The 21,144-nt window shown below is 70.3% G+C and carries 22 protein-coding genes; 14 read left to right on the top strand and 8 right to left on the bottom strand.

What is annotated here, in order from left to right:
• Window positions 1-45: 45 nt before the first annotated feature.
• The gene (locus tag ACTIFU_RS10460) at window positions 46-438 is read right to left on the bottom strand and encodes a rhodanese-like domain-containing protein (RefSeq protein WP_439578248.1); all 393 of its coding nucleotides are present in this window, start codon (window positions 436-438) and stop codon (window positions 46-48) included.
• Window positions 439-511: 73 nt separating this feature from the next.
• On the opposite strand from ACTIFU_RS10460, the gene ftrA reads away from it, so the two are divergent.
• The gene (gene ftrA, locus ACTIFU_RS10455) at window positions 512-1,555 is read left to right on the top strand and encodes a transcriptional regulator FtrA (protein WP_439578247.1); all 1,044 of its coding nucleotides are present in this window, start codon (window positions 512-514) and stop codon (window positions 1,553-1,555) included.
• 181 nt (window positions 1,556-1,736) lie between these two features.
• On the opposite strand, the gene ACTIFU_RS10450 is transcribed toward ftrA, so the two are convergent.
• From ACTIFU_RS10450 to ACTIFU_RS10435, 4 genes are all read right to left on the bottom strand, one after another.
• A complete protein-coding gene (locus ACTIFU_RS10450; RefSeq protein WP_439578246.1) occupies window positions 1,737-2,876 on the bottom strand; it encodes an IS630 family transposase in 1,140 nt (379 codons plus the stop codon).
• A gap of 56 nt (window positions 2,877-2,932) precedes the next feature.
• Complete coding sequence (locus ACTIFU_RS10445; protein WP_439578245.1) at window positions 2,933-3,955, bottom strand: enoyl-CoA hydratase/isomerase family protein; 1,023 nt, start codon at window positions 3,953-3,955, stop codon at window positions 2,933-2,935.
• A gap of 68 nt (window positions 3,956-4,023) precedes the next feature.
• A complete protein-coding gene (locus ACTIFU_RS10440) occupies window positions 4,024-4,419 on the bottom strand; it encodes a hypothetical protein (protein ID WP_439578244.1) in 396 nt (131 codons plus the stop codon).
• Window positions 4,419-4,691, bottom strand: coding sequence for a hypothetical protein (locus ACTIFU_RS10435; RefSeq protein WP_439578243.1), 273 nt, complete (start codon window positions 4,689-4,691; stop codon window positions 4,419-4,421). The genes ACTIFU_RS10440 and ACTIFU_RS10435 overlap by 1 nt, the downstream gene beginning before the upstream one ends.
• A 193-nt stretch (window positions 4,692-4,884) precedes the next feature.
• Here ACTIFU_RS10435 and ACTIFU_RS10430 point away from each other — a divergent pair, with 193 nt between their 5' ends.
• Window positions 4,885-7,362, top strand: a complete 2,478-nt coding sequence (locus tag ACTIFU_RS10430) for a ribonucleoside-diphosphate reductase (protein WP_439578242.1) — start codon at window positions 4,885-4,887, stop codon at window positions 7,360-7,362.
• A gap of 9 nt (window positions 7,363-7,371) precedes the next feature.
• On the opposite strand, the gene ACTIFU_RS10425 is transcribed toward ACTIFU_RS10430, so the two are convergent.
• The gene (locus ACTIFU_RS10425; protein WP_439578241.1) at window positions 7,372-10,095 is read right to left on the bottom strand and encodes an EAL domain-containing protein; all 2,724 of its coding nucleotides are present in this window, start codon (window positions 10,093-10,095) and stop codon (window positions 7,372-7,374) included.
• Window positions 10,096-10,297: 202 nt separating this feature from the next.
• On the opposite strand from ACTIFU_RS10425, the gene ACTIFU_RS10420 reads away from it, so the two are divergent.
• Genes ACTIFU_RS10420 through ACTIFU_RS10380 form a run of 9 tightly spaced genes read left to right on the top strand, consistent with a single transcriptional unit; the run spans window position 10,298 to window position 16,708 of the window.
• Complete coding sequence (locus tag ACTIFU_RS10420) at window positions 10,298-11,179, top strand: DUF3034 family protein (protein WP_439578240.1); 882 nt, start codon at window positions 10,298-10,300, stop codon at window positions 11,177-11,179.
• 11 nt (window positions 11,180-11,190) lie between these two features.
• Window positions 11,191-11,607: a group I truncated hemoglobin gene (locus ACTIFU_RS10415; protein WP_439578239.1), complete on the top strand. Its 417-nt coding sequence runs from the start codon at window positions 11,191-11,193 to the stop codon at window positions 11,605-11,607.
• Between the two features lie 5 nt (window positions 11,608-11,612).
• Window positions 11,613-11,948, top strand: coding sequence for a cupredoxin domain-containing protein (locus tag ACTIFU_RS10410; protein ID WP_439578238.1), 336 nt, complete (start codon window positions 11,613-11,615; stop codon window positions 11,946-11,948).
• A gap of 45 nt (window positions 11,949-11,993) precedes the next feature.
• The gene (locus ACTIFU_RS10405; RefSeq protein WP_439578237.1) at window positions 11,994-13,109 is read left to right on the top strand and encodes an ABC transporter ATP-binding protein; all 1,116 of its coding nucleotides are present in this window, start codon (window positions 11,994-11,996) and stop codon (window positions 13,107-13,109) included.
• A 39-nt stretch (window positions 13,110-13,148) separates the two neighbouring features.
• Entirely contained in the window at window positions 13,149-14,255 is a 1,107-nt protein-coding gene (locus tag ACTIFU_RS10400; protein ID WP_439578236.1) for an ABC transporter permease, read from the top strand.
• Between the two features lie 20 nt (window positions 14,256-14,275).
• Entirely contained in the window at window positions 14,276-15,043 is a 768-nt protein-coding gene (locus ACTIFU_RS10395; protein ID WP_439578235.1) for an ABC transporter ATP-binding protein, read from the top strand.
• Between the two features lie 11 nt (window positions 15,044-15,054).
• Complete coding sequence (locus tag ACTIFU_RS10390; RefSeq protein WP_439578234.1) at window positions 15,055-15,555, top strand: MlaD family protein; 501 nt, start codon at window positions 15,055-15,057, stop codon at window positions 15,553-15,555.
• Window positions 15,540-16,106 carry a hypothetical protein gene (locus ACTIFU_RS10385; protein ID WP_439578233.1) on the top strand — a complete coding sequence of 189 codons (567 nt, stop codon included), beginning with the start codon at window positions 15,540-15,542 and terminating at the stop codon, window positions 16,104-16,106. The genes ACTIFU_RS10390 and ACTIFU_RS10385 overlap by 16 nt, the downstream gene beginning before the upstream one ends.
• Entirely contained in the window at window positions 16,103-16,708 is a 606-nt protein-coding gene (locus ACTIFU_RS10380) for an ABC-type transport auxiliary lipoprotein family protein (protein WP_439578232.1), read from the top strand. Before ACTIFU_RS10385 ends, ACTIFU_RS10380 begins: the two co-directional genes overlap by 4 nt.
• A gap of 228 nt (window positions 16,709-16,936) precedes the next feature.
• Here the strand turns inward: ACTIFU_RS10380 and ACTIFU_RS10375 are convergent, their stop codons facing one another.
• Window positions 16,937-18,010: a methyltransferase gene (locus ACTIFU_RS10375; RefSeq protein WP_439578231.1), complete on the bottom strand. Its 1,074-nt coding sequence runs from the start codon at window positions 18,008-18,010 to the stop codon at window positions 16,937-16,939.
• 144 nt (window positions 18,011-18,154) lie between these two features.
• Between ACTIFU_RS10375 and ACTIFU_RS10370 the strand changes: the two genes are divergently transcribed.
• Window positions 18,155-18,988, top strand: coding sequence for a peptidyl-alpha-hydroxyglycine alpha-amidating lyase family protein (locus ACTIFU_RS10370; RefSeq protein WP_439578230.1), 834 nt, complete (start codon window positions 18,155-18,157; stop codon window positions 18,986-18,988).
• 76 nt (window positions 18,989-19,064) lie between these two features.
• Window positions 19,065-20,204 carry an endonuclease/exonuclease/phosphatase family protein gene (locus ACTIFU_RS10365; protein WP_439578229.1) on the top strand — a complete coding sequence of 380 codons (1,140 nt, stop codon included), beginning with the start codon at window positions 19,065-19,067 and terminating at the stop codon, window positions 20,202-20,204.
• Window positions 20,205-20,314: 110 nt separating this feature from the next.
• On the opposite strand, the gene ACTIFU_RS10360 is transcribed toward ACTIFU_RS10365, so the two are convergent.
• A complete protein-coding gene (locus ACTIFU_RS10360; protein ID WP_439578228.1) occupies window positions 20,315-20,740 on the bottom strand; it encodes a hypothetical protein in 426 nt (141 codons plus the stop codon).
• A gap of 217 nt (window positions 20,741-20,957) precedes the next feature.
• Between ACTIFU_RS10360 and ACTIFU_RS10355 the strand changes: the two genes are divergently transcribed.
• Window positions 20,958-21,144: hypothetical protein (locus ACTIFU_RS10355; protein ID WP_439578227.1), on the top strand; the 187-nt coding region annotated here is incomplete at its 3' end.

Genomic DNA, 21,144 nt, shown 5'->3' with positions numbered 1-21,144 from the left:
ACGATCCGCTGCCCCGGTACGAGCCGTCAAGCGCCGACGCGCTTCTCAGCCCGTCGCCAGCTCGAACCCCTCGTCCTGCCAGCCGGTGACGCCGCCGAGCATCAGCTTCACGCGCTTGCCGTGGGCGGCGAGCTTCGCCGCAGCCTTGTCCGCGCCGTTGCAGTGCGGCCCGGCGCAGTAGACGACGAACAGCGTGCCGGGCGGCCAGCGCTTCAGCGTCTCGTCGCTGATCGTGCGGTGCGGCAGGCTCACCGCGCCTGGCACGTGGCCGCGCGCGTAGGCGTCGGGTCCGCGCACGTCGAGCAGCACGAAGCCCGGCTCGCGCGCCTGCATGGCGGCGTGCACGTCAGAGCAGTCGGTCTCGAGCCGGAGCTTGTCGGTGAAATGCGCGACCGCGCGCACGGGATCGGCGGCGGGTACGGCGGTGACGGGGTTCATGCTGGGTCCCTTGTCGTTGCGATGCGCGGATTGTGGATCGCCGCCGCGCCGTGCGACATTGGCGTGAACGCCAATGACCGCGAAGATCGCGCCACCGCCGAACCTGACCGTCGCCGCGCTTGCCTATGATGGGCTCGCGACCTTCGAGTTCGGCATTGCGATCGAGGTGTTCGGCCTCAAGCGGCCGGAGTTCGACCCGTGGTACCGCTTCGTCGTCTGCGCCGAGCGGCGCGGGAGCTTGCGCGCGGTCGGCGGGTTCAGCCTGCGCGCGACTGCGGGCCTGCCGACGCTCGCGCGGGCCGGCACGATCGTCATTCCCGGCTGGCGCGGCGCCGAGACCCCCGTGCCGCCGGCGATCGTGGCGGCGATCCGCCGCGCGCACGCGCTCGGCGCGCGGCTGCTGACCATCTGCTCGGGCGTGTTCGTGCTCGCCCAGGCCGGGCTGCTCGACGGACGCCGCGCGACCACGCATTGGCGCTACACCGAGACGCTGCGGCGGCTCCATCCGCGCGTGTTCGTCGATCCCGACGTGCTCTACGTGGACGAGGGTACGATCCTCACCAGCGCCGGCAGCGCCGCCGGGATCGACCTCTGCCTGCATCTGGTGCGGCGAGACTTCGGCGCCGCGCGCGCCAACGAGGTGGCGCGGCGGATGGTGGTGCCGCCGCATCGCGAGGGCGGCCAGGCGCAGTTCATCCCTCGCCCCGTGCCGCCGAAGCCTGGACGGTTCTCGGCCGCGCTGGACTGGGCGCGCGCCCGGCTCGACCGCGCCATCCCGGTCGCAGCCTTCGCGCGCGAGGCGGGCATGAGTCTCCGCAGCTTCCAGCGCCGCTTCCGCGAGGCGACCGGGCTCTCGCCGGCCGACTGGCTGCTCGCCGAGCGCATCGGCCGGGCGAAGGAGCTGCTGGAAACCACTGCCCTGCCGGTCGAGCGCATCGCCACGGAATGCGGCTTCGGCGCCGCCGACACGCTGCGCCACCATTTCCGCGCCCGGCTCGGCACCTCGCCTCGGGCGTGGCGGGCGCGCTTCCAACCGGAACTAAAAAAGTTGAAAAACCCCCTGCGGCGTGCTACAGTTTCCTATTTCCCTACTCTTTTGGATACTGAAAGGAGGTGATTTGATGACGTTGATTTATGTGATTATGGCGGTTTGCTATCTCACATTAGACGCTCACTATGCAAGCATAATATAGCTGGAGGTAATTTGCTAACCTTGATTTATGTGATTGTGGCAGTTTGCTATCTCGCATTGGCCGCTCACTATGCAAGGATAATCTAGAATGGGTTGAGAAGGGGCGCTAGTGGAGTGACTCCAACACTTGCTTCCCGCGGTTGATGGCGGCGAGGACGCGATCTGGGTCGGGGGTCCAGGTGAAGGGCTTGGGATGTTTGTTGTGCTCGGCGACGTAGCGGTTGATGGCGGCCTGGAGGTCGACGAGCGAGCAGAAGACCCCGCGCTTGAGCCGACGCCGGGTGAGCGCCGAGAAGAAGCCCTCGACGGCGTTGAGCCAGGACGCGCTGGTGGGGGTGAAGTGGAAGGTCCAGCGGGGATGGCGTGCGAGCCAGGCGCGCACCTTGGGGTGCTTGTGGGTGGCGTAGTTGTGCCGCTGCGCGTCGCCTTCGGCTCCGACCACGGCGTGAACCGTCTTGCCGGCTGGCACCGCGGCCTCGACCTGGCTGAGGAAGCGGATGAATTCCTGATGCCGGTGGCGCTGCATGTTGCGGCCGATCACCGTGCCATCCAGCACGTTTAGCGCGGCGAACAGGGTGGTGGTGCCGTTGCGGATGTAGTCGTGGGTCATCGTCCCGGCTCGGCCCTTCTTGATGGGAAGGCCGGGTTGGGTGCGGTCGAGCGCCTGGATCTGGTTCGCCTGCTCGCTCGGACCCGTGGCGCTCGCAGGCTCACTCTCGTCGATCGACAGCACAACGGCATGGGCGGGCGGATCGACGTAAAGGCCCACGACATCGCTGAACTTCTCGGCGAACTTCGGGTCGTTGGAGAGCTTGAACGTCTTCATCCGGTGCGGCGTCAGGCCGTTGGCCTGCCAGATGCGCTGCACGCTGACGGCGCCGATGCCAGCCACCTTGGCCATCGCGCGAACGCTCCAGTGCGTCGTCTCGCCGGGCGGATCAGCCAGCGTCAGGTCGATCACGCGCTGGACCACCTCAGCGGGCAGCGGCGGCTTGCCGGGCTTGCGCGTCTTGTCGCGCAGCAGCCCGTCGACGCCCTCCTGCATGAAGCGTTCCTGCCACCGCCAGACCACCGGCTTGGACAGGCCCGAGCGGCGCATGATCTCGGTGGTCCCGCATCCGTCGGCCGTGGCGACGATCACACGGGCACGCGCCGCGTGCTTTTGCCGGGTGTTGCGATCCGCGACGATCGCTTCGAGGCGAATGCGATCTTGCGGCGTGACCAAGACGACAATCCCTGCTCTCATTCCAAGAGCTTCAACCAGCCTACCCGTTCAGGGAACCCTCTGAATGGGGCAGTCCACTAGGACCCCTCGAACAGCGCCAGCACCGCCGTCCGCGAGACGTCCTCCACGCGCGCCGGCTGCCACTTGGGATCGCGCGTCTTGTCGATGACCTGCGCGCGCACGCCCTCGGCGAAGTCCGGGTGACGGATCACGCCACGCGTCAGACGCAGCTCCGTCGCCAGGCAATCCGGCAGGCTCATCGTCGCGCCACGCTTCAGCAGCTCCGTCGTCACGCACAGGCTAGTCGGCGACATCTGGCGCAGCGTCTCGCGCGTGCGCCTCGCCCAGTCGGTGTCCTCGGCGTCGAGCGCGCGCAGGATCTCCAGCACATCATCGGCGGCGAAACAGCGGTCGATCGCCGCACGATCGCGCGCGAGCAGGCTCTCGGGCGCCGGATGCGCATGCGCGGCGAGCGCGGCGATGCCGTCGCGCGCGAGCGCCGCCTTGAGCGCCTCCAACGACGCGCGCGGGACGTAGTGCGTGGCAAGCCCGGCATAGATGGCGTCGCCCGGCGAAACCCGCGCCCCGGTCAGCGCCAGATAGAGCCCGAGCCGGCCCGGCAGCCGCGCGAGGAAGAAGGACGCGCCGATGTCCGGGAAGAGCGCGATGGCGGTCTCGGGCATCGCCATCACCGCATGCTCGGTGACCACGCGATGGCTGCCATGGATCGAGAGCCCCATGCCGCCGCCCATCGACAGCCCGTCGATCAGCGCGACATAGGGCTTGGGGTACTCCGCGATCATCCGGTTGACGCGGTACTCCGCGGCGAAGAAGGCGCCCGAGGCGGCGGCATCGCCGCGCCGCACGTTGTCGCGGATGAGCCGGACGTTGCCGCCGGCGCAGAACGCCCGCCCACCCGCGCCCTCGATCGTCACCAGCCGCACGGCGGGATCGTCGCGCCACGCGCTCAGCGCCGTGTCGATCGCGGCGATCATCTCCGGGTCGAGCACGTTGAGCACGCGCGGCCTGTTCAGCACGAGCCGGCCGACGCCGTGCACCACCTCGGTCAGCACGCTGGAGTCGATGGCGGCGTCGGTCATGCGTGGCGGGCTCCTGCGTTTGGACAGCCGATCGCCTACCAGCCGACCCGACGGCCGGCAACCGCGCCTCAGCGCCGCCGCAGCGCCTGCACGATCGTGGCAGCGAGCCCGGCGAGCGAGATCAGCGCCGCCGAGGATGTCAGCGCAGGACGAAGGGCGGCGAGGGCAAGATCACGTGTCCGCTCGGCCGCCTCCGCGGTCCCGTCGGTCCGCCGCGCCAGCAGGATCAGCAGTCCGGCGATCGCCAGGTCGACAGCCGCCAGCGCGGCCGGGGTGGCGACTTCGCCGAGCGACGGCAGCATCGCCTGCCAGGCCGCGAGATGGATCAGGCCGAGGGCGAAGACGCCGAACCCCGCCGCGACCGCCAGCATGCTCACGCGGCGCCCGGCCGCGCGGGTACGCGCCCGGATCGCGACCGCCTCGGCCTCGAGCGCCAATCCGGCGAGGCGAACCGCAGGGTGCATCAGCGCGACACGAATCGTCCGACCAGCCAGCCGAACGCGAGGGCTATCACGATGCTGGTCAGTGGCCGTGCCTTGATCTCGTCCGCGACGCCCGCGGCCGCGACCTCGACCCGATCGTGCACGGCGGTCGCCGCCGCCGCTCCGGTTGCCTTCGCCTGCTTGGCGGCAGTGGAGGCCGTCTCGGCGCCCGATTCGATCAGCGTGGCGATCTGGGCCTGAAGTTGGGCGATCTGCTCCTCCAGCGTGGGCTGCGGTTCGGATTTGCCGGCCATCGGGGTGCTCCCTCGCTCGTTCAACACCCATATCAAGTGTGCAAGGGGGGGTAAGGTTCCCTCTGCGGTTCCCTACCAGATGTGGTGTCCTGGCCACAGTCCCACGCAATATGCAGATGATCCTATGGCAAATTCCTGCGTCGCGTTGGTAGCCTTCCGACTCCGCCTGTCCCCCTCCGTTGAGGTTCCGTCCATGACCGTGATGCCGCTGCCGCCCGTCTCCTCGACCCAGCCGATGCTGCCCTGGGGCGAGACACAGGCGCGCACCTACGCCCCGGGCATGGGCCAGGCGGTGGCCGACCGCACCATCAACCGCCGGATCGTCCGCCGCCTTCCGATCCCGAAGCGCGTGCCGTTCGAGGTGCCGCGCGACGACTCGGCCTCGCTCGAGAGCCAGCTCGCCGCCTGGGCGCGCAGCAACGGCTGGGCCTACGAAGGCCACTTCTTCGTCGAGCATGGCGACGACCGGCGCGTCTCCGGCTGGATCGAGGCGGTCGGCCGGATCGAGACCGAGTCCTGGGCGGATGTCGCGGAACGCGTGGCCCTGGGCAACGCCCTGCTCGAGCCCCGCTCGGAGTGGCGCGAGGCCGAGCGCACCACGCTGCGCCACCACCTGCGCCAGGCCTCCCTGCTGATGAGCGGACGGCACCTCCAGCACGGCGACGCCTCGCAGCCCGGGCGCAACATGGAGGTGTTCACCAACTGCTCGACCGCGGCGACGAGCTTCCTCTGCTACCTGCTGCTGCTGAACGGCTCGGGCGTCGGCCGCGCCTACGACGACGCCATGATGGCGGTCGACTGGGCGCGCGACATGCCGATCGTGGTGCCGGTGATTGACTGGAGCCATAAGGATGTGCAGTCCGGCCATATCACCGGCTTCCTGACGCGCCGCGACGCCGAACACATGTACGGCACGCACGGCCGGATCGTCGTGCACGAGGTCGCCGACAGCCGCGAGGGCTGGGCCAAGGCGGTCGAGGTGGTCGAGCGGCTGGCGTTCGAGCGGCGCGGCGACGACGTGGTGCTGCTGGACTTCACCGGTGTGCGGCCCAAGGGCGCGCCGATCATGGGTATGCAGGGCCGCCCCGCCTCGGGCCCGGGCCCGTTCATGCATGCGCTCTCGCGCGTGGCGATGGTGCGCGGCTCCGGCATGGAGCCGTGGCGTGCAGCGCTGTTCGTCGACCACTACCTCGCCGAGTGCGTGCTGGTGGGTGGGGCACGCCGGTCGGCGCGGATGAGCACCAAGACCTGGCGCGACCGCTCGGTGCTGGGGTTCATCTCGGTCAAGCGCGGCGGGTTCCTGTGGTCGTCGAACAACTCGATCACGGTCGATGCCGAGTTCTGGGCGCATGTGCACCGCGCCGAGCCTGACGCTGGCTGGGACGATGCCACGCGGGACGACTGGGCACACGCGCATGCGGTGTTCGAGGCTTCTGTGAAGGCCGCCTATGACGACCAGACCGGCGAGCCCGGCTTCATCAACCAGGACAAACTGGTTGCCAACGACGAGGGACTCGACGCCTATGAGTCCGGCGCGCTGTTCATGGGCAGCGAGAAGTATCAGGCCGATGGCGAGACCCATCCGCTGCTGCGCGACCTCGTCACGCGCGCGCGCGGCTGCCGCTACACCCAGATCACCAATCCCTGCGGCGAGATCAGCCTGTTCATGCTGGGCGGCTACTGCGTGATCGCGGATGTCGTGCCCTATCACGCGGCGGATGACGACGACGCCGAGGCCGCGTTCCGCGCGGCCGCCCGCGCGCTGATCCGCGTGAACCAGATGGACTGCCTCTACCGGCCCGAGACGCGGCGCACCAACCGCATCGGCGTCGGCATCACCGGGCTGCACGAATGGGCGCTGAAGCGGTTTGGCCTCGGCTTCCGCGACCTGGTCGACGAACGACGCGCCAGACCATTCTGGATGATGCTGTCACGCTTCAAGCGCGCAGTGCGCGAGGAGGCGGTGCGCTACTCGGCTTCCCTCGGCCTGACCGCGCCGCACACCGACACTACGATCAAGCCGGCCGGCACCACCAGCAAGCTGTTCGGCCTGACCGAGGGCGCGCATCTGCCGTCGATGCGCGAGTACCTGCGTTGGGTGCAGTTTCGCAACGATGACCCGATGGTGCGCGAGTACGCGGCAAAGGGCTACCCGGTGCGCAAGCTGACCACCTATCGCGGCACCACCGTGGTCGGCTTCCCGACCAAACCTGAGATCGTCCGGCTCGCCGACGAGCTCGGACTGGCGGATGCGATCGTCACTGCCGGCGAGGCGACGCCGGAGGAGCAGTACCGATACCTCCAGCTGCTCGAGAAGTACTGGATCCAAGGCGTCGATGAGCGCGGCGAGCCGATCCTTCCCGATACCGGCAACCAGGTCTCCTACACGCTGAAATACGACCCGCGGACCGTTTCGTTCGAGGGGTTCCGCAAGGCGGTGCTCGACCTCCAGCCGACCGTGCGCGCCTGCGCGGTGATGCCGCAGGCCGACAGTACGGCCTACGAGTATCAGCCCGAGGAACCGGTGACCAAGGCCGAGTACGAGCTGATTGCCGCGGCGATCGCAGGGGCGGCGGCGAAGGAGGCGGTCGGGCGCGAGCACGTCGACTGTGCGTCCGGCGTCTGCCCGATCGACTTCGGCACCAACGAGGCCAGCCAGAAAGCGGCGTGACGCCGCCGATCAGGCTGCCGCGGCGTTGGCCGGCATGCGCTGCTGCGCGAGCAGGCGCAGCACCGTCGGCACACGCTCCGCCGCGCAGGGCCTGCTGAACAGATAGCCCTGCGCCTCGGTGCAGCCCTCCATGCGCAGGATGTCCAGGATCGCGCGCGTCTCGACGCCTTCCGCCGTCGTCCGCATGCCGAGCGACCGGCCCAGCCCGGTGATCGCTCGCACGATCGCGCGGCTGTCCGGCTTGCTGTCGAGGTCGCGGATGAAGGACTGGTCGATCTTGATCTTGTCGAAGGGAAAGCTGCGCAGATAGCCGAGCGAGGAATAGCCGGTGCCGAAGTCGTCCATCGCGATGCGCACGCCGAGGCCGCGCAGCCGGTGCAGAGTGGCCTCCGTCGCTTCCCCGTCCTCCAGCAGCAGCGACTCCGTGATCTCGATCTCGAGCCGGCTCGCCGGCAGACCCGAGTCGGCAAGGGCGGTCGCCACCGTCGCGACCAGGTTCGGGTCGCGGAACTGGATCGCCGAGACGTTCACCGCGACCCGTACCCCGTCGGGCCACGACGCGGCATCCGCGCAGGCGCGCTCGAGCATCCATGCCCCGATCGGCACGATCAGCCCCATCTCCTCGGCCACTGGGATGAACTCGACCGGCGAGACCATGCCGCGCCCCGGGTGGCGCCAGCGCAACAGCGCCTCGAAGCCCGAGACGCGGCCCGAGGCGATCTCGACGATCGGCTGGTACACTGCCTGGAACTCGCCGCGCTCCAGCGCCTGCCTGAGGTCGCTCTCCAGGGCGCGGCGCCGCTGCACCGCCGCGTCCATCTCGGGCTTGAAGAAGCAGAATGCGCCGCGCCGCTCGCGCCGACAGAGCTCGAGCGCAAGCTGGGCATGATGCAACAGCTGGTCGTGGCTGGCCCCATCCTCCGGCGCGAGTGCGATGCCGATCGAGGCACCGAGTTCGATCGTCTGACCGTCCACCACGAAGGGCTTCGCGAGCACGGCGATCAGCCGGCGCGCCAGCGCCGCGGCATCCTCGCCGCGCTCGATCCCGGTCTGGACCACCGCGAACTCGTCCGCGCCGAGCCGCGCGACCGTGTCGCTGTCGCGCGCGCAAGCATCAAGCCGCTCCCCCGCCTGGCGCAGCACGGCATCGCCGGCCGGCTGGCCGAGCGCCTCGTTCACGGCGCGGAACCCGTCGAGGTCGATCGCGAACACCGCGAGCCGCCCGTCGCGCCCCCGCTGCGCCAGCGCCTGCTCCAGCTGCTCGCGCAGTTGCAGCCGGTTGGCCAGTCCCGTCAGCCCATCGTGGCGGGCGAGATAGGTGATCTGCGCCTCCGCGCGCCGCCGCTCGGTGATGTCCTCGTAGGTGACGACCCAGTGCCCGCCCGGCATCGGTTCGTGCGAGATCGCGATCACGCGCCCGTCGGCAAGCTCCTGGAAGCTGGTGCCGGGCTCGCCCCGGGCGACGAAGCCGAGACGCTCGCGGACCAGGCTTTCGGTCACCGCCGGGCTGTGGTTGCCGGTGGCAATGCTCTGCATCAGCAGGTCGCGGAAGGTGATGCCGGGACGCACCACCCCGGGGTCGAGGCGGTAGATCTCGTAGAAGCGCCGGTTCGCGACCAGCAGCCGGTGCTCGGAGTCGTAGAGGCAGAGTCCCTGCGACATGTTGTTGAGCGCGGCGTCGAACCGGAGATTGGTCTCCTCCAGCGCCGCCTGCTGGCTCTTCAGCGCGGTGATGTCGGAGAGCACGGCGACCGCGCCGCCTTCCCGCGTCGGGCTCAGCGCGACGCGGAGCCACCGCCCGTCGGCCGTCCGCAGCTCCTGCTCCTCGGCGGCAAGGTCGAGCCCGGTCGCGGCGGCGAGGCGCTCGGCCGGCGTGCCAGGGACAAGCAGCCTGGCCGCCGCAGGCAGGAACACGGCAACCTGGCGGTTGGCGATCGCGACGTGCCCCTCGCCGTCCACCAGCACCACGCCCTCGCGCAAGCCCTCGATCGCGTCGACCAGGCGGCCCTGGGCGGAGTGGCGGGCGGCGACCTCGCGCTCCATCATCGCGCGGATGTTGTCGCGCATCGTCGCCATCGCGCGCAGCAGCATGCCGAGCTCGTCCCGTCCGGCCTCGGGGATGGCCGTGTCGAGCTGACCGTCAGCGATCCGGCGGGCGGCGGCGGACGCCGCCGCCACGGGACCGATGATGCGCCGGCCGAGCAGCCAGGCGACCAGAGCGCCGAGCAGCAGCCCGAGCGCAGTCGCGACGATGCCGGTATCGCGAATGGTGCCGACCTGGGCGCGCGCGGCGCGTTCTGCCCGGAACGCATCGCCGGCGATGTGGTTCACGACCAGGTCGATCTGATCGCGGACGGCGCGGGACAAGGCCTCCGGCGCCGCCTCCGCGGCATCCGCCGCCGCACGCCAGCGTCCGACCAGTCCGATCGCCCGCTCGACGGCCTGGCGCGCCTCGGCCGACTGGACCCGATCGCGCACGATGGCGAGGTCCCCGTCGACCTGATCCGCGAGGTCGGCGAACCGTTCGGCGTGCCCCGCGGTGCCGGGCTGGAGCCGCAACGCTTCCAGCCGGGCGAAATCGGCCTGCGTCGCACGCGCATAGCTGGTGGCGATGACGGCATTGTCATAGGCCCGGGCGGCAATCCCGTAGGTGAGCGAGACGTTCCGCACGCCGACATAGCCGAGCACGCCGGCGATCACGGCGAGAGCGAGGAACCCAAGCAGGATCCGCATCCGGAGCCCGGTCAGCGCGCCCCGCGACCACCCGCGCCGCGCCGCGACCGAAGACAGGAGGATTGGGCTGCCGCTCGGCATTCAGGGATCATCGATGCCGCCCCTTAACGTCGCGATAACGGCGCGCCGCCCGAAACGATTACCCTTCATTCACCCGCATGCCGCAGGCTGGTGACCGCATCGGAGCGCGGAGGGCAGACGCATGATCGGACGCAGCGTGGCGGTCGCGGCGGTGATCCTTTCAACCGCAGCCGCGCCGGCGGCGGCTTCGTTCGATCGCTGGTTCGACAGCGGGCGTCTGCTCGGCACCAGCGGCGTGACGCAGGTCGAGGGAGCGGGCGGGGGAGGCCTTGCCCCATGGGCGCTGATCGCGGGCTACGGGACGCGCGACGCGATCGGCGCGACCGCGCATGTCACCGCAGTGCCCCTGCGCGACTTCCGGCTCTACAGCCCCGGCATCGCGGTTGGGCTCTACGGCAGGCTTGAGCTCTCCTACGCCCATCTCCGGTTCGAGACCGGCGACACCGGTGCCGCGCTCGGTCTCGGCAGCGGGTTCACCTTCGGGGTGGACGTGTTCGGCGCCAAGCTGCGGCTGTTCGGCGATGCCGTGTACGACCAGGACCGCTGGTGGCCGCAGGTCGCGGTCGGGGCGCAGTTCAAGTCGAACAACCGCGGTCGGGTGCTGCGCGCGATCGGCGCGCGCCGGTCGAGCGACCTCGATGTCTACGTCTCCGCGACCAAGCTGTTTCTGGCCGAAAGCATCCTCGCCAACGCCACGCTCCGCTTCACCCGCGCCAACCAGCTCGGCATCCTCGGTTTCGGCGGCGACCGGAACGATCGCCACCGGCCCCAGATCGAGCTCTCCGGTGCGTGGCTGATCAGCCGGCATGTCGCGATCGGCGCCGAGTACCGCATGAAGCCGAGCAATCTCGGCTTCGCGCGCGAGGATGACTGGTTCGACATGTTCGTCGCCCTGTTCATCAGCAAGAACGTCTCGCTCACCGCGGCCTGGCTGGAGGCGGGATCGATCGCCACCCGGCCGCGCCAGCGCGGACCGTATCTCTCCCTCACGCTCGGCTTCTGAGGACGATGGGCATGCGCCGATTCGCAATCCTGGCGATCATTCTGCTCTGCGCGAGCGCCCCGTCGACGCGCGCGCAGACGCTGTTCGAGGCGCTCGGCGGCATGGCCGGCATCACCCGCATCGTCGACCGCATGGTCGAGCTCGGCCTGGCCGATCCACGCATCGCCGACACGTTCGACAACACCAACATCGAGCGGCTCAAGGGACTGATCGCGCGCCAGTTCTGCGTGCTGAGCGGCGGGCCGTGCGAGCCGCGACGGCGCAGCATGCATGCGGCCCACGCCCATCTCGGCCTGACCACGGCCCACTTCAACGCGCTGGTCGAGGACCTGCAGCGCGCCATGGACGAGCAGGGCATCCCCTTCCGTACGCAGAACCGCCTGCTGGCGATCCTCGCGCCAATGCACCGGGAGATCGTGACACGATGATGCGCGTGAGGCTTCTGGCGGAGGCGGTCGCCCTTGCGCTGTTCTGCGGCGCCTGCATCGCGGTCGCGCTCGATGCGCTCGCCTCCGGCCCGGTGATCTCGCAGCAGGGGCGCGCCTTCCACCCCGGCGAGGTCACGATCGCGCGGGGCCAGGAGCTGCGCATCCTGAACGACGACGGGCTCCTGCTGCACCACGTCTATGTCGACGCGCCGGGTCTCCGCTTCGACTCCGACGAGATGGAGCCCGGCCAGGTCGTCGCGATCCGGTTCGCGCGCCCGGGCCGGTACACGGTGCTGTGCCGCATCCATCTGCGGATGCGGCTCGACGTGACGGTGCGCTGACCGGCGCTTGCCGCTCGGGCAGAGGGCTGGCAGCGTGCCGCGCCGATGTCTCCACCCCCTGCCCCGATCGTCCGCTTCGTCGGCGTCCAGAAGTCGCATGACGGCCGCACTCGGGCCATCCACCATCTCGATCTGGAGATCGCCCGTGGCGAGTTCCTGACGCTGCTGGGCCCTTCGGGCTCGGGCAAGACCACGACCCTGATGATGCTCGCCGGCTTCGAGCGGCCGACCGCCGGGCGCATCGAGCTCGACGGCCGCGATGCCGGTGGGCTGCCGCCGCACCGGCGCGGCATCGGCATGGTGTTCCAGTCCCTCGCCCTCTTCCCGCACATGACGGTCGCCGAGAACATGGCCTTCCCGCTCGAGGCGCGCGGCGTTCCACGCGCCGAGCGTACCGCGCGCGTCGCCCGCGCCCTCGACAGGGTCCGTCTCGCGGGCCTGGGCGAGCGACGCCCCGCGCAGCTCTCGGTCGGGCAGCAGCAGCGCGTCGCGCTCGCCCGGGCCCTGGTGTTCGAGCCCGCGCTGCTGCTGACGGACGACCCGCTCAGCGCGCTCGACAGGCAGACGCGCGCCGAGATGCAGCGCGAACTCCGCCATCTCCACGTCGAACTCGGCGTCACGGTCGTCCACGTCACCCGCGACCAGGAGGAGGCACTGACACTCTCCAGCCGGATCGCCGTGTTCCGCCGGGGGGCGGTCGAACAGGTCGACGCCCCTGCGGTGCTCTACGAACGCCCCGCCAGTGCGTTCGTCGCGCGCTTCATCGGCGAGAACAACCGCCTCGCCGGCAGGGTTGCCGGGATCGACGCGGAGGACGGGATGGTGCGGGTGGTGCTCGCCGGCGGACGCGGCCTGTGGGCGACCCAGGGCGACTGCGGCGGGACGGGCACGCCGGCCGTGGTCGCGATCCGGCCCGAGCGGATCGCGCTCGTGCCCGGCCCGGCCGCCGACCTCTCGGAGGACGCGATCCCCGCACGCGTGCAGGAGATGCTCTATCTTGGCGATCATGTCCGGGTCCGTCTCGCGCTGGCGGACGGGGCGGAGGTGATGGCGAAACGGCCGATCGCCGCGGCCGATCCCCGGCTCGTTCCGGGCACCGAGGCAGCCGTCGCATGGCAGCCCGAGCACGCCATCGCCTTTGCGCCCGAGGCGCCTGATTGAGCCGCCGGCGGTCCCCTCCCGATCGCGTATAGTCGCCGCATGGAGTCCACGACGGCGCCGGCCACACTGACCCGACGCGACGACGCGCTTGCGCTGTCCGGGCGGCTCGATGCGCGGTCGGTCGCCGCGCTATGGCACGAGGCGCTCGCCGCGGTCACGCCGGCGACGCCGCTGACGATCGACCTCTCGGGCTGCACCTACTGCGACGTCTCGGGCTCTGCATTGGTGCTCGCGCTCGAGGAGCGCGCCGGCGCCCGCACCACCCTTCGCGGTGCGGAGCCGGGGGTGGCAAGGGTGATCGATCGGGCGCGCGAGGCCTACGCGAGGCGGCCGCCGCCGCACCCCGTCGCGCCACCGGGTCTCGCGGTCGCCATCGGCGAGGCAGTGGTTGGCAAGGTCCAGGACCTCGGCGACCGGATCGCGATCCTCGGGCGGACCGCCACCTCGGCCGTACTGACGGCGGTGAATCCGCGTTCGCTGCGCTGGCCCGACACGCTGCACCAGGCCGAGGAGGTGGGTAGCCGCGCGCTGCCGCTGATCTGCATGATCGGCTTCCTGTTCGGGCTCATCCTCGCGTTCCAGTCGGCGATTCCGCTGCGCCAATTCGGCGCCGATATCTTCGTCGCCAACCTCGTGGCCGTCTCGGTGTTCCGCGAGCTCGGGCCGCTGCTCTCGGCCGTGATCCTCGCCGCGCGCTCGGGCAGCGCATTCGCCGCCGAGATCGGCACGATGAAGGTGAACGAGGAGATCGACGCCCTGACCACGATGGGGCTGGACCCTATCCGCTTCCTGGTGATGCCTCGGCTGATTGCCGCGATCACGATGATGCCGGTGCTGATCATCGCAATGAACCTCTCCGCGGTGGCCGGCATGGCCACGGTCATGATGTCGCTCGGCTTTCCCTGGGCGGCGATCTCGATCCAGGTCGTGACGTGGACCAGCCCCGCCGACGTCCTCGGCGGGCTGATCAAAGGCCTTGTGTTCGGCGCCGTGGTGGCGGGAATCGGCTGCTCGCGCGGCATGAGCACCGGCGTCGGCCCGCGCGCCGTCGGCGAGGCCGCAACCGCCGCTGTGGTGGGCGGGATCGTCGCCATCGTCGTGCTCGACGGCATCTTCGCCGTGCTGTTCTACCTGATGGGATGGTGACCGGACCTGAACCTGCAACGATGCCGGAGGCAAACGGCCTCGCGGCCTTGGTGCGCGACGTGGCGATGCGCTTCGGCGCCAACACGGTGTTCCAGGGCGTGAGCTTCGAGGTCCGGCGCGGCGAGGTCTTCGTGATCCTCGGCGGCTCCGGCTGCGGCAAGTCGACGCTGCTCAAGCTGATGATCGGACTGCGCCCGCCCAGCGAGGGAACGATCACGATCCTCGGCGAGGACATCGTCGCGGTGCGCGGCGAGGCGCGCCGGCGGCTGAAGCAACGCTTCGGCGTGATGTTCCAGCTTGGCGCCCTGTTCGGTTCGATGACGGTGCTGACGAACGTGGCCCTGCCGATGGCGAGCTTCACGTCGCTTCCGGAGGACGCGATCGAGCGGATCGCACGCATCAAGCTCGGCCTCGTCGGGCTTGCCGACGCGGCGCTCAGGATGCCCTCGCAGCTCTCGGGAGGGATGATCAAGCGGGCGGCGATCGCGCGCGCGATCGCGCTCGACCCGCCGCTGGTATTCCTCGACGAACCCTCGGCCGGGCTCGATCCGATCACCTCCGCCGGGCTCGATGCGCTGATCGTCTCGCTTGCCCGCGATCTCGGCATCACCTTCGTCGTGGTCACGCACGAGCTCGCCTCGATCCTGACGATTGCGGATCGCGTCATCATGCTGGACAAGGAGGCCAAGGGCGTGATCGCCGAGGGCGATCCGCGGCGGCTGAAGGAGGAGAGTACGCATCCGGTCGTGCGCGCGTTCTTCCACCGGACCGATACCGGGGCCGGCTGAGGCGGAGGGTGATGGAGCAGAAGGGTCTGTTCTTCCGGATAGGGATCGCGATCCTCGGCGGGTTCGCGGGGCTGCTCGCGCTGCTCGTCTGGATCGGCTCCGATACCCTGCGCCGCCCCGGGATCATGATGGAGACCTATTTCGGCGAGACAGTTCAGGGGCTGGAGGTCGGCTCGCAGGTGAAGTTCCGCGGCGTGACCATCGGCAGCGTGCGCCAGATCTCGGTGGCGGCCGCCGAGTACCCGCAGGCCGTGGGCGAGACCCTCGCGACCGATCCCGCCTTGCGCCTTGTGGTCGTGCGGTTCGAGCTGATCCGTGAGCGGGTCGCCGGATCCGATCAGCGCGACTTCCGCCAAATGGTCGATGCGGGACTCCGGATGCGCATGGCGAGCCAGGCATCACCGGGATCGTCTATCTCGAGGCAGATTTCGTCGACAGCTCGCGTTTCCCTCCGATGGAGCCGGGCTGGCAGCCGCAGACCCCGTACATCCCATCGGTGCCATCGACGCTGACCCAGATCCAGAGTGCGGCCGAGCGGCTGATCGCGCGGCTGGACGAGGTCGATTTCGGCGGGCTCGTGCTCCGTCTGGATGCGCTCGCGCTCGCGCTGACCGAGACGATCTCCGGCGGCGAGGGCTACCGGCTCCTGGTCGAGGCGGCCGATGCGGTCGCCGCGCTGCGCACGGTGACGGAGCGCATTGCGCCCTCGCTCGAGGCCACCGCGCGCGAGACCAGCGCCGCGGCCGCGGCGCTGCGCGAGACCATGGAGGGACGCGAGATGCGCGCGATCGTGTCGAATACCGCAACGGCGACGGCGGAGCTGCGTACGGCGCTCGCAAGGCTTCCGGCGACCACCGCGGCGGTCGAGCAGGCGGTGCGACGGATCGATGCGCTGGTCGCCGATACCGATCGCGACTTCGGGCCGACGCTGCGCGACCTGCGCGTGACCGCCGACAACCTGCGCGCGCTGACCGAGCAGATGCGCCGGTATCCGAGCCAGGTGCTGTTCGGCCAGCCGCCACCCGGCGGACCGGCCCCGGCACCGCCGGGAGCGGCGCAGTGAGGCGGCGTCCGCTGGTCGCGGCGATGCTGCTCGCCGGATGCAGCAACCCGCTGTCGCGGCCCTATCCGGAGAAGAGGCTCTATGTGCTGGAGGCGCGGCGGCCGGGGGCGCTGCCCGCGCCGGCACGCGGGCGCACGCTGGTGGTGCGCAGTGTGGCGGCCTCGCCCGGGATGGAGGGGCGCGGGCTGATCACCCGCCGCCCCGGCAATGTGCAGGACAGCGACTTCTGGAACGAATTCTTCACCGCGCCTGCGGCGATGGTGCAGGACTCGCTGCGGCAGTGGCTCTTGGAGTCGGGCCTGTTCGCGGCGGTGCTGGACCAGGGCAGTGCGGGCCGGGCCGATCTTGCACTCGAGTCCGTGCTGGTCGCCGCGCTCGGCGACGGCACCGATCCTGCGGCGCCAGTCGCGCGGCTGCATCTGCAGACGCTGCTGCTCGGCCTCGACCGCACGCCGCCGCGCATCATCGCCCGCGGCGACTACGACCGGCGCGTGCCGCTTCCCTCGCTCGCGCCCGAGGTGGTCGCGCCCGGCCTGTCGCAGGCCCTAGCACTCGTGCTCGCGGATCTCGAAGCCGATCTGCGGGGCTCGGCCTCGGCCTGAGTTGCCAGCGACGGAGTGGCAACGATGCGGGGTGGCGCCAAGGTTCGTCCCGATCCACCATCGGGACGACAGCTCGGTGGAGGGACGCGGTGTCGCTGTTCTGATGTTCGCGGCTCTACACGCCCGAGAATGCGTCAGCCCCGCTGCACCTGCTGCCCGTCGGCGTCGCCCTGACGGCGGCGATCCTCGGCGGCTGGCGCGGGCTGCGGTCCCGCGCCGCCTGACCGGCTACTTGTAGGCGACTGCCGCGCTGGCCGGACCGCCGAGCGGGATCACCTCGACGCGGCGGAACCCGGCCTCGCGGCACCAGCCGGCATAGTCGGCGCCGGTAAAGTCGAAGGCGTCGCCGAACTCGATCAGCATGTTGAGCGACATCAGCAGGCCGAACGCGTTGCGGCGGCGGTCGTCGTCGATGATGTTCTCGATCGCAACGAGTGCGCCGCCCGCGGGCAGGGCGCGGTACGCCTTGGCGATCAGCATCTTCTTATGGGCGAGATCCCAGTCGTGCAGGATCATGCCCATGGTGATCACGTCGGCCTTGGGGAACTCATCGGTGAGGAAGTCCACCACCTCCGCCGTCACGCGGCCGGCGAGGCCGCGCGCGGCGATGCGGCGCTCGGCGATCGGGCGCACCACGGGCAGGTCGCAGGAGCGTGCGGTGATGTGCGGATGGTGCGCGGCGACGATCGAGGAAAGCAGGCCCGTCGTACCGCCGATATCGACCAGCGTCCGGTACGGCGCGAAGTCGAACCGCTCGGCGAAGGCGGTGAAGTTGCCGCGCGAGATCCCCTCCATCGCCTCCATGAACTGCTCGAGCCGCGCGGGCTCGGCGTAGAGCTCGTCGAACATCGGCCGGCCCGAGTGCTTGATCTCGTTCTGCGGCCGGCCCGTCTTCAGCGCCTCGGTCAGGTCGCCCCAGAAGCGATAGAGCCGCGCATTCGCCATCTCCAGGATGCCGCCGACATAGCGCGGGCTCGCGCGGTCGAGGAACGCCGCCGCATCGGCGGTGTTGCGGTAGCGCGCTGCCTCGCCCGCGCCGTCGCGCTCCAGCATGCCGAGCGCGACGAGCGTGTCGAGGAAGTCGAAGGTGCCGCGCGGGGCGAGGCCGAGGGCTGCCTCGATCTCGCGCCCGGTCCTCGGCGCTTGCGCGAGCAGCGAGAACAGGCCGAGCTCGACCGCGCTCAGCAGCACCTTCGAGCCCCAGAACGCCATGCCGAGTTGGAGGATCGGCGCGGGCGACGGTGGCACTTCGGTCTGGTGTAGCGCGGGCATCTGCGCGCCGATGGGCTGGTGCACGGTCATGGCGGGGCTCCGGTATTGGGGAACGCGGCGGACCTTTACCGTTTCGCGTGTTTCCGTTGTATTTCCGAACCTTTCCGGATCTTTCCCGCGCTTGCCGGATCGGCCGCGGTGCGGGACGCTCGGGGCTCACACGGGAGGGATCGGATGCTGACTGTTGCGCTGGGCGAGGCGACGTACCGGGTGGAGCGGCCCTGGGGCGAGGTGCCGGTGGGCCAGGGCGTGCCGTCGGACGTGGCGGTGGCGCCGGACGGGCGCGTGCTGGCGCTGCTGCGGCGCGACCCCGCCGTCGATCCGGTCTGGCCCGCGGTGATCGTGCTCTCGCCCGAGGGCAGGCGGCTCGCGTCCTGGGGCGAGGCGGTGCTGGACGGGCATTTCCTCGCGGTGCACCCGGATGGGCGCGTGTTCGTGGTGGACCGCGACATGCACGAGGTCGTGGTGTTCGACATGGAGGGACAGCGCATCGGCGGGCTCGGCACGCGCGGCGTGCCCGGCGCGCCGTTCAACGCGCCCTGCGACGTCGCGTTCGGGCCGGACGGGTCGATCTACGTGGCGGACGGCTACGGCAACTCGCTCGTGCACCGGTTCGATGCGGCGGGGAACCTTTTGGCGAACTGGGGCCGGCCGGGCACGGGACCGGGCGAGTTCTCCACGCCGCACAGCGTGGCCGTGCTGCCCGACGGGCGCGTCGCCGTGGCGGATCGCGAGAACAACCGGGTGCAGGTGTTCACCGCTGACGGGACGTGGCTCGCCTCCTGGGGCGACCACCACAAGCCGATGAGCCTGAGCGTGGACGGCGCCGGGCGGCTCTGGGTGACGGATCAGGTGCCGCGGCTCTCACTGCTCTCGGGCGAGGGCGCGCTGGTCGGGCGCTGCCGGCCGGTGCTGAACGGCGCGCACGGCATGGCGCTCGGCGACGGCGTGGTGGTGCTGTCGGAGCAGAACCCGCCCAGGGTGACGCGACTCACGCGCGTGGACTGAACGTCTGCCTTGTTCGATGCGATAGATTAACGGTATCATCAGCAGTCTCTTGGCCCGGCCGGGTTCGGGAGCGCGGATGATGAAGCTCACCACCTGGAACATCGCCTGGTTCGACCACAGCTGGGGCGTGCTGGAGGGCCGCTACACGCCCGGCAAGATGCGCGCGCAGCGCAGGCTGCCGACCGTCGCCAAGGCCCGGCGCCACGCCGATGCGGTGCGCGACGAGATCGGGCGGATCGCGCCCGACATCCTGTTCCTGTGCGAGGCGCCGGCGGGCGAGCCAGCGATGGTGTCCTGGGTCAGCGCCGAGCTGCCGGACTACGACCTGGTGCGGCGGAACGGCGACTACGCCACCAAGGGCGATCAGTGGCAGTGGTTCCTGATCCGCAAGGAACTGGCCGACCGGCTGCAACCCGCGCTGCTCGACATCGCGGTCTGGCGCGACTTCGCCGCCCGCGGCTCGCCCTCGATCCGGCCCGACGGGAAGTGGTCGGTCTCGATCCCGCGCCTGCGCACGGTCGGCGGTGTGCCGGACGTGCCGGTGGCCGAGCGCAGCCCGCACTTCTTCCACCGCCATCCCCAGACGCTGCTGCTGACGATCGAGGGGGTGCGGATCGAGATCATCGGCGCGCACCTCAAGAGCAAGTTCACCAGCGGCACGCCGCGCATGCGCCGCGCCGGCGAGAGCTTCGACGACTACGCCAAGGAGCCGAAGGTCGCGTCCTATCTCGCCAACGCCCATGCCGCGCGGGTCAAGCTCAGCTCCGAGGCGCTGAACGTGCGCGCCTATATCGACCACCGCTTCAGCCAGACGGCCGACCCCTCGATCCTGGTGCTGGGCGATCTCAATGACGGGCCGGGCAAGGAGCTGATGGAGCGCGAGTACCTGCTGCACGACCTGATCTCGAATTTGCAGGGCGACGTGTTCTTCGCGCGGCAGTTCCTGAACCACGCGCTGTTCGACCGGCCGCAGCACCTGCGCTGGACGGTGCGGTTCCGCGACGCGATCGACCCCGACCGCGACCAGAACATCCTGCTCGACCACATCCTGTTCACCCAGGCGCTGGCCGGCGGCGGCACGAGCCCGCTGCGCGTGCCTGCCGGCGCGGGCCTGGTCGAGCACCTGGCGCACGAGGAGACCGAGGCGGCGTTCGGCAAGGACGCGGCGTCGGACCACCGGCCGGTCAGCGTGGCGCTGTCGCTGCGAGCGGGCTAGCGCGACCGGGGCGCAGCACTGGAACCGCCTCCGGGCTGCCGGGAACGGCTCCAGCGTGTCCAGGCGGGCCTCGTCAGCCGATCAGGCGAGCGCCCGGATCGGGCGCGGCGTCAGCGCCTGCGCGCCGGGTAGTCGAACGGCGGCACGTCCTGGAGCTGATCCGCGGTCAGGTTCGTCTCCACCCGCACCTCGTTGGCCGAGATCGGCCGCAGCCTGAAATAGGCCGGGTTCACGGCCACGTGCCGCGCGCCCGCGCCGGCAGCGCCGCGCTGGGACAGGATCAGGGCGACGACCTGCCCCCGCTCGGTCACGACGATGTCCTCGAGGTCGGCGATCTTCCGGGACCCGTTCAGGCTGTACACGTCGGCGCCGTGGAGACGGCTGACGAGATAGGTGGTCTCCATCTGCTGCTGGGGCGCGCTGGCCGCGGGTGGCGTCTGGCCGGGCGTTGCCGGTGCCTGGGCGAGACCCGCACCGCTCGCGACCGTGAACAGGGCCACGGCGGCGGTGCGCAGCGTTGTCTGAGGGCGTTGCATGCTGGTCCTCCTTGCGAAGCCGATGGGCTGCACGTCGCTAACCGGCGGGGGCCGGGGAGGTTCCCTCATGGTGGCGTGAGCGGGGGGATGGTGGGGGAAGGGGCGGCATTCGATCACGGGGGTGCCGAGGGGCTGGCCATCCCATAATCACGGCCCGCAGCAACTGCCAGACCAACGTTCCGACGGCGCTTCGAGATGCCCTCCAAACCACTTGAACTTGTCGGCCGCATTTGATTTAAGCGCCAAGGGAGAAATTTTTTGGATCGGAGGTAGCGATGTTTCCATTCCCCCCCCACCCGACCGGCATGCTCCGATCCGGGATGCCGTTGAGAAAAGGAAAAGAGAGTTGGGATTCAACGAAGCACTAGAGGCAAAACTGGTACAGCAGCTTACTCGCTACGGTT

Origin of the sequence: Elioraea sp. (assembly GCF_051860475.1) — a bacterium.
Taxonomy (GTDB): domain Bacteria; phylum Pseudomonadota; class Alphaproteobacteria; order Acetobacterales; family Acetobacteraceae; genus Elioraea.
The sequence above is the reverse complement of the archived record's forward strand: the minus strand, read 5'-3'. Positions and strand labels throughout refer to the sequence as shown.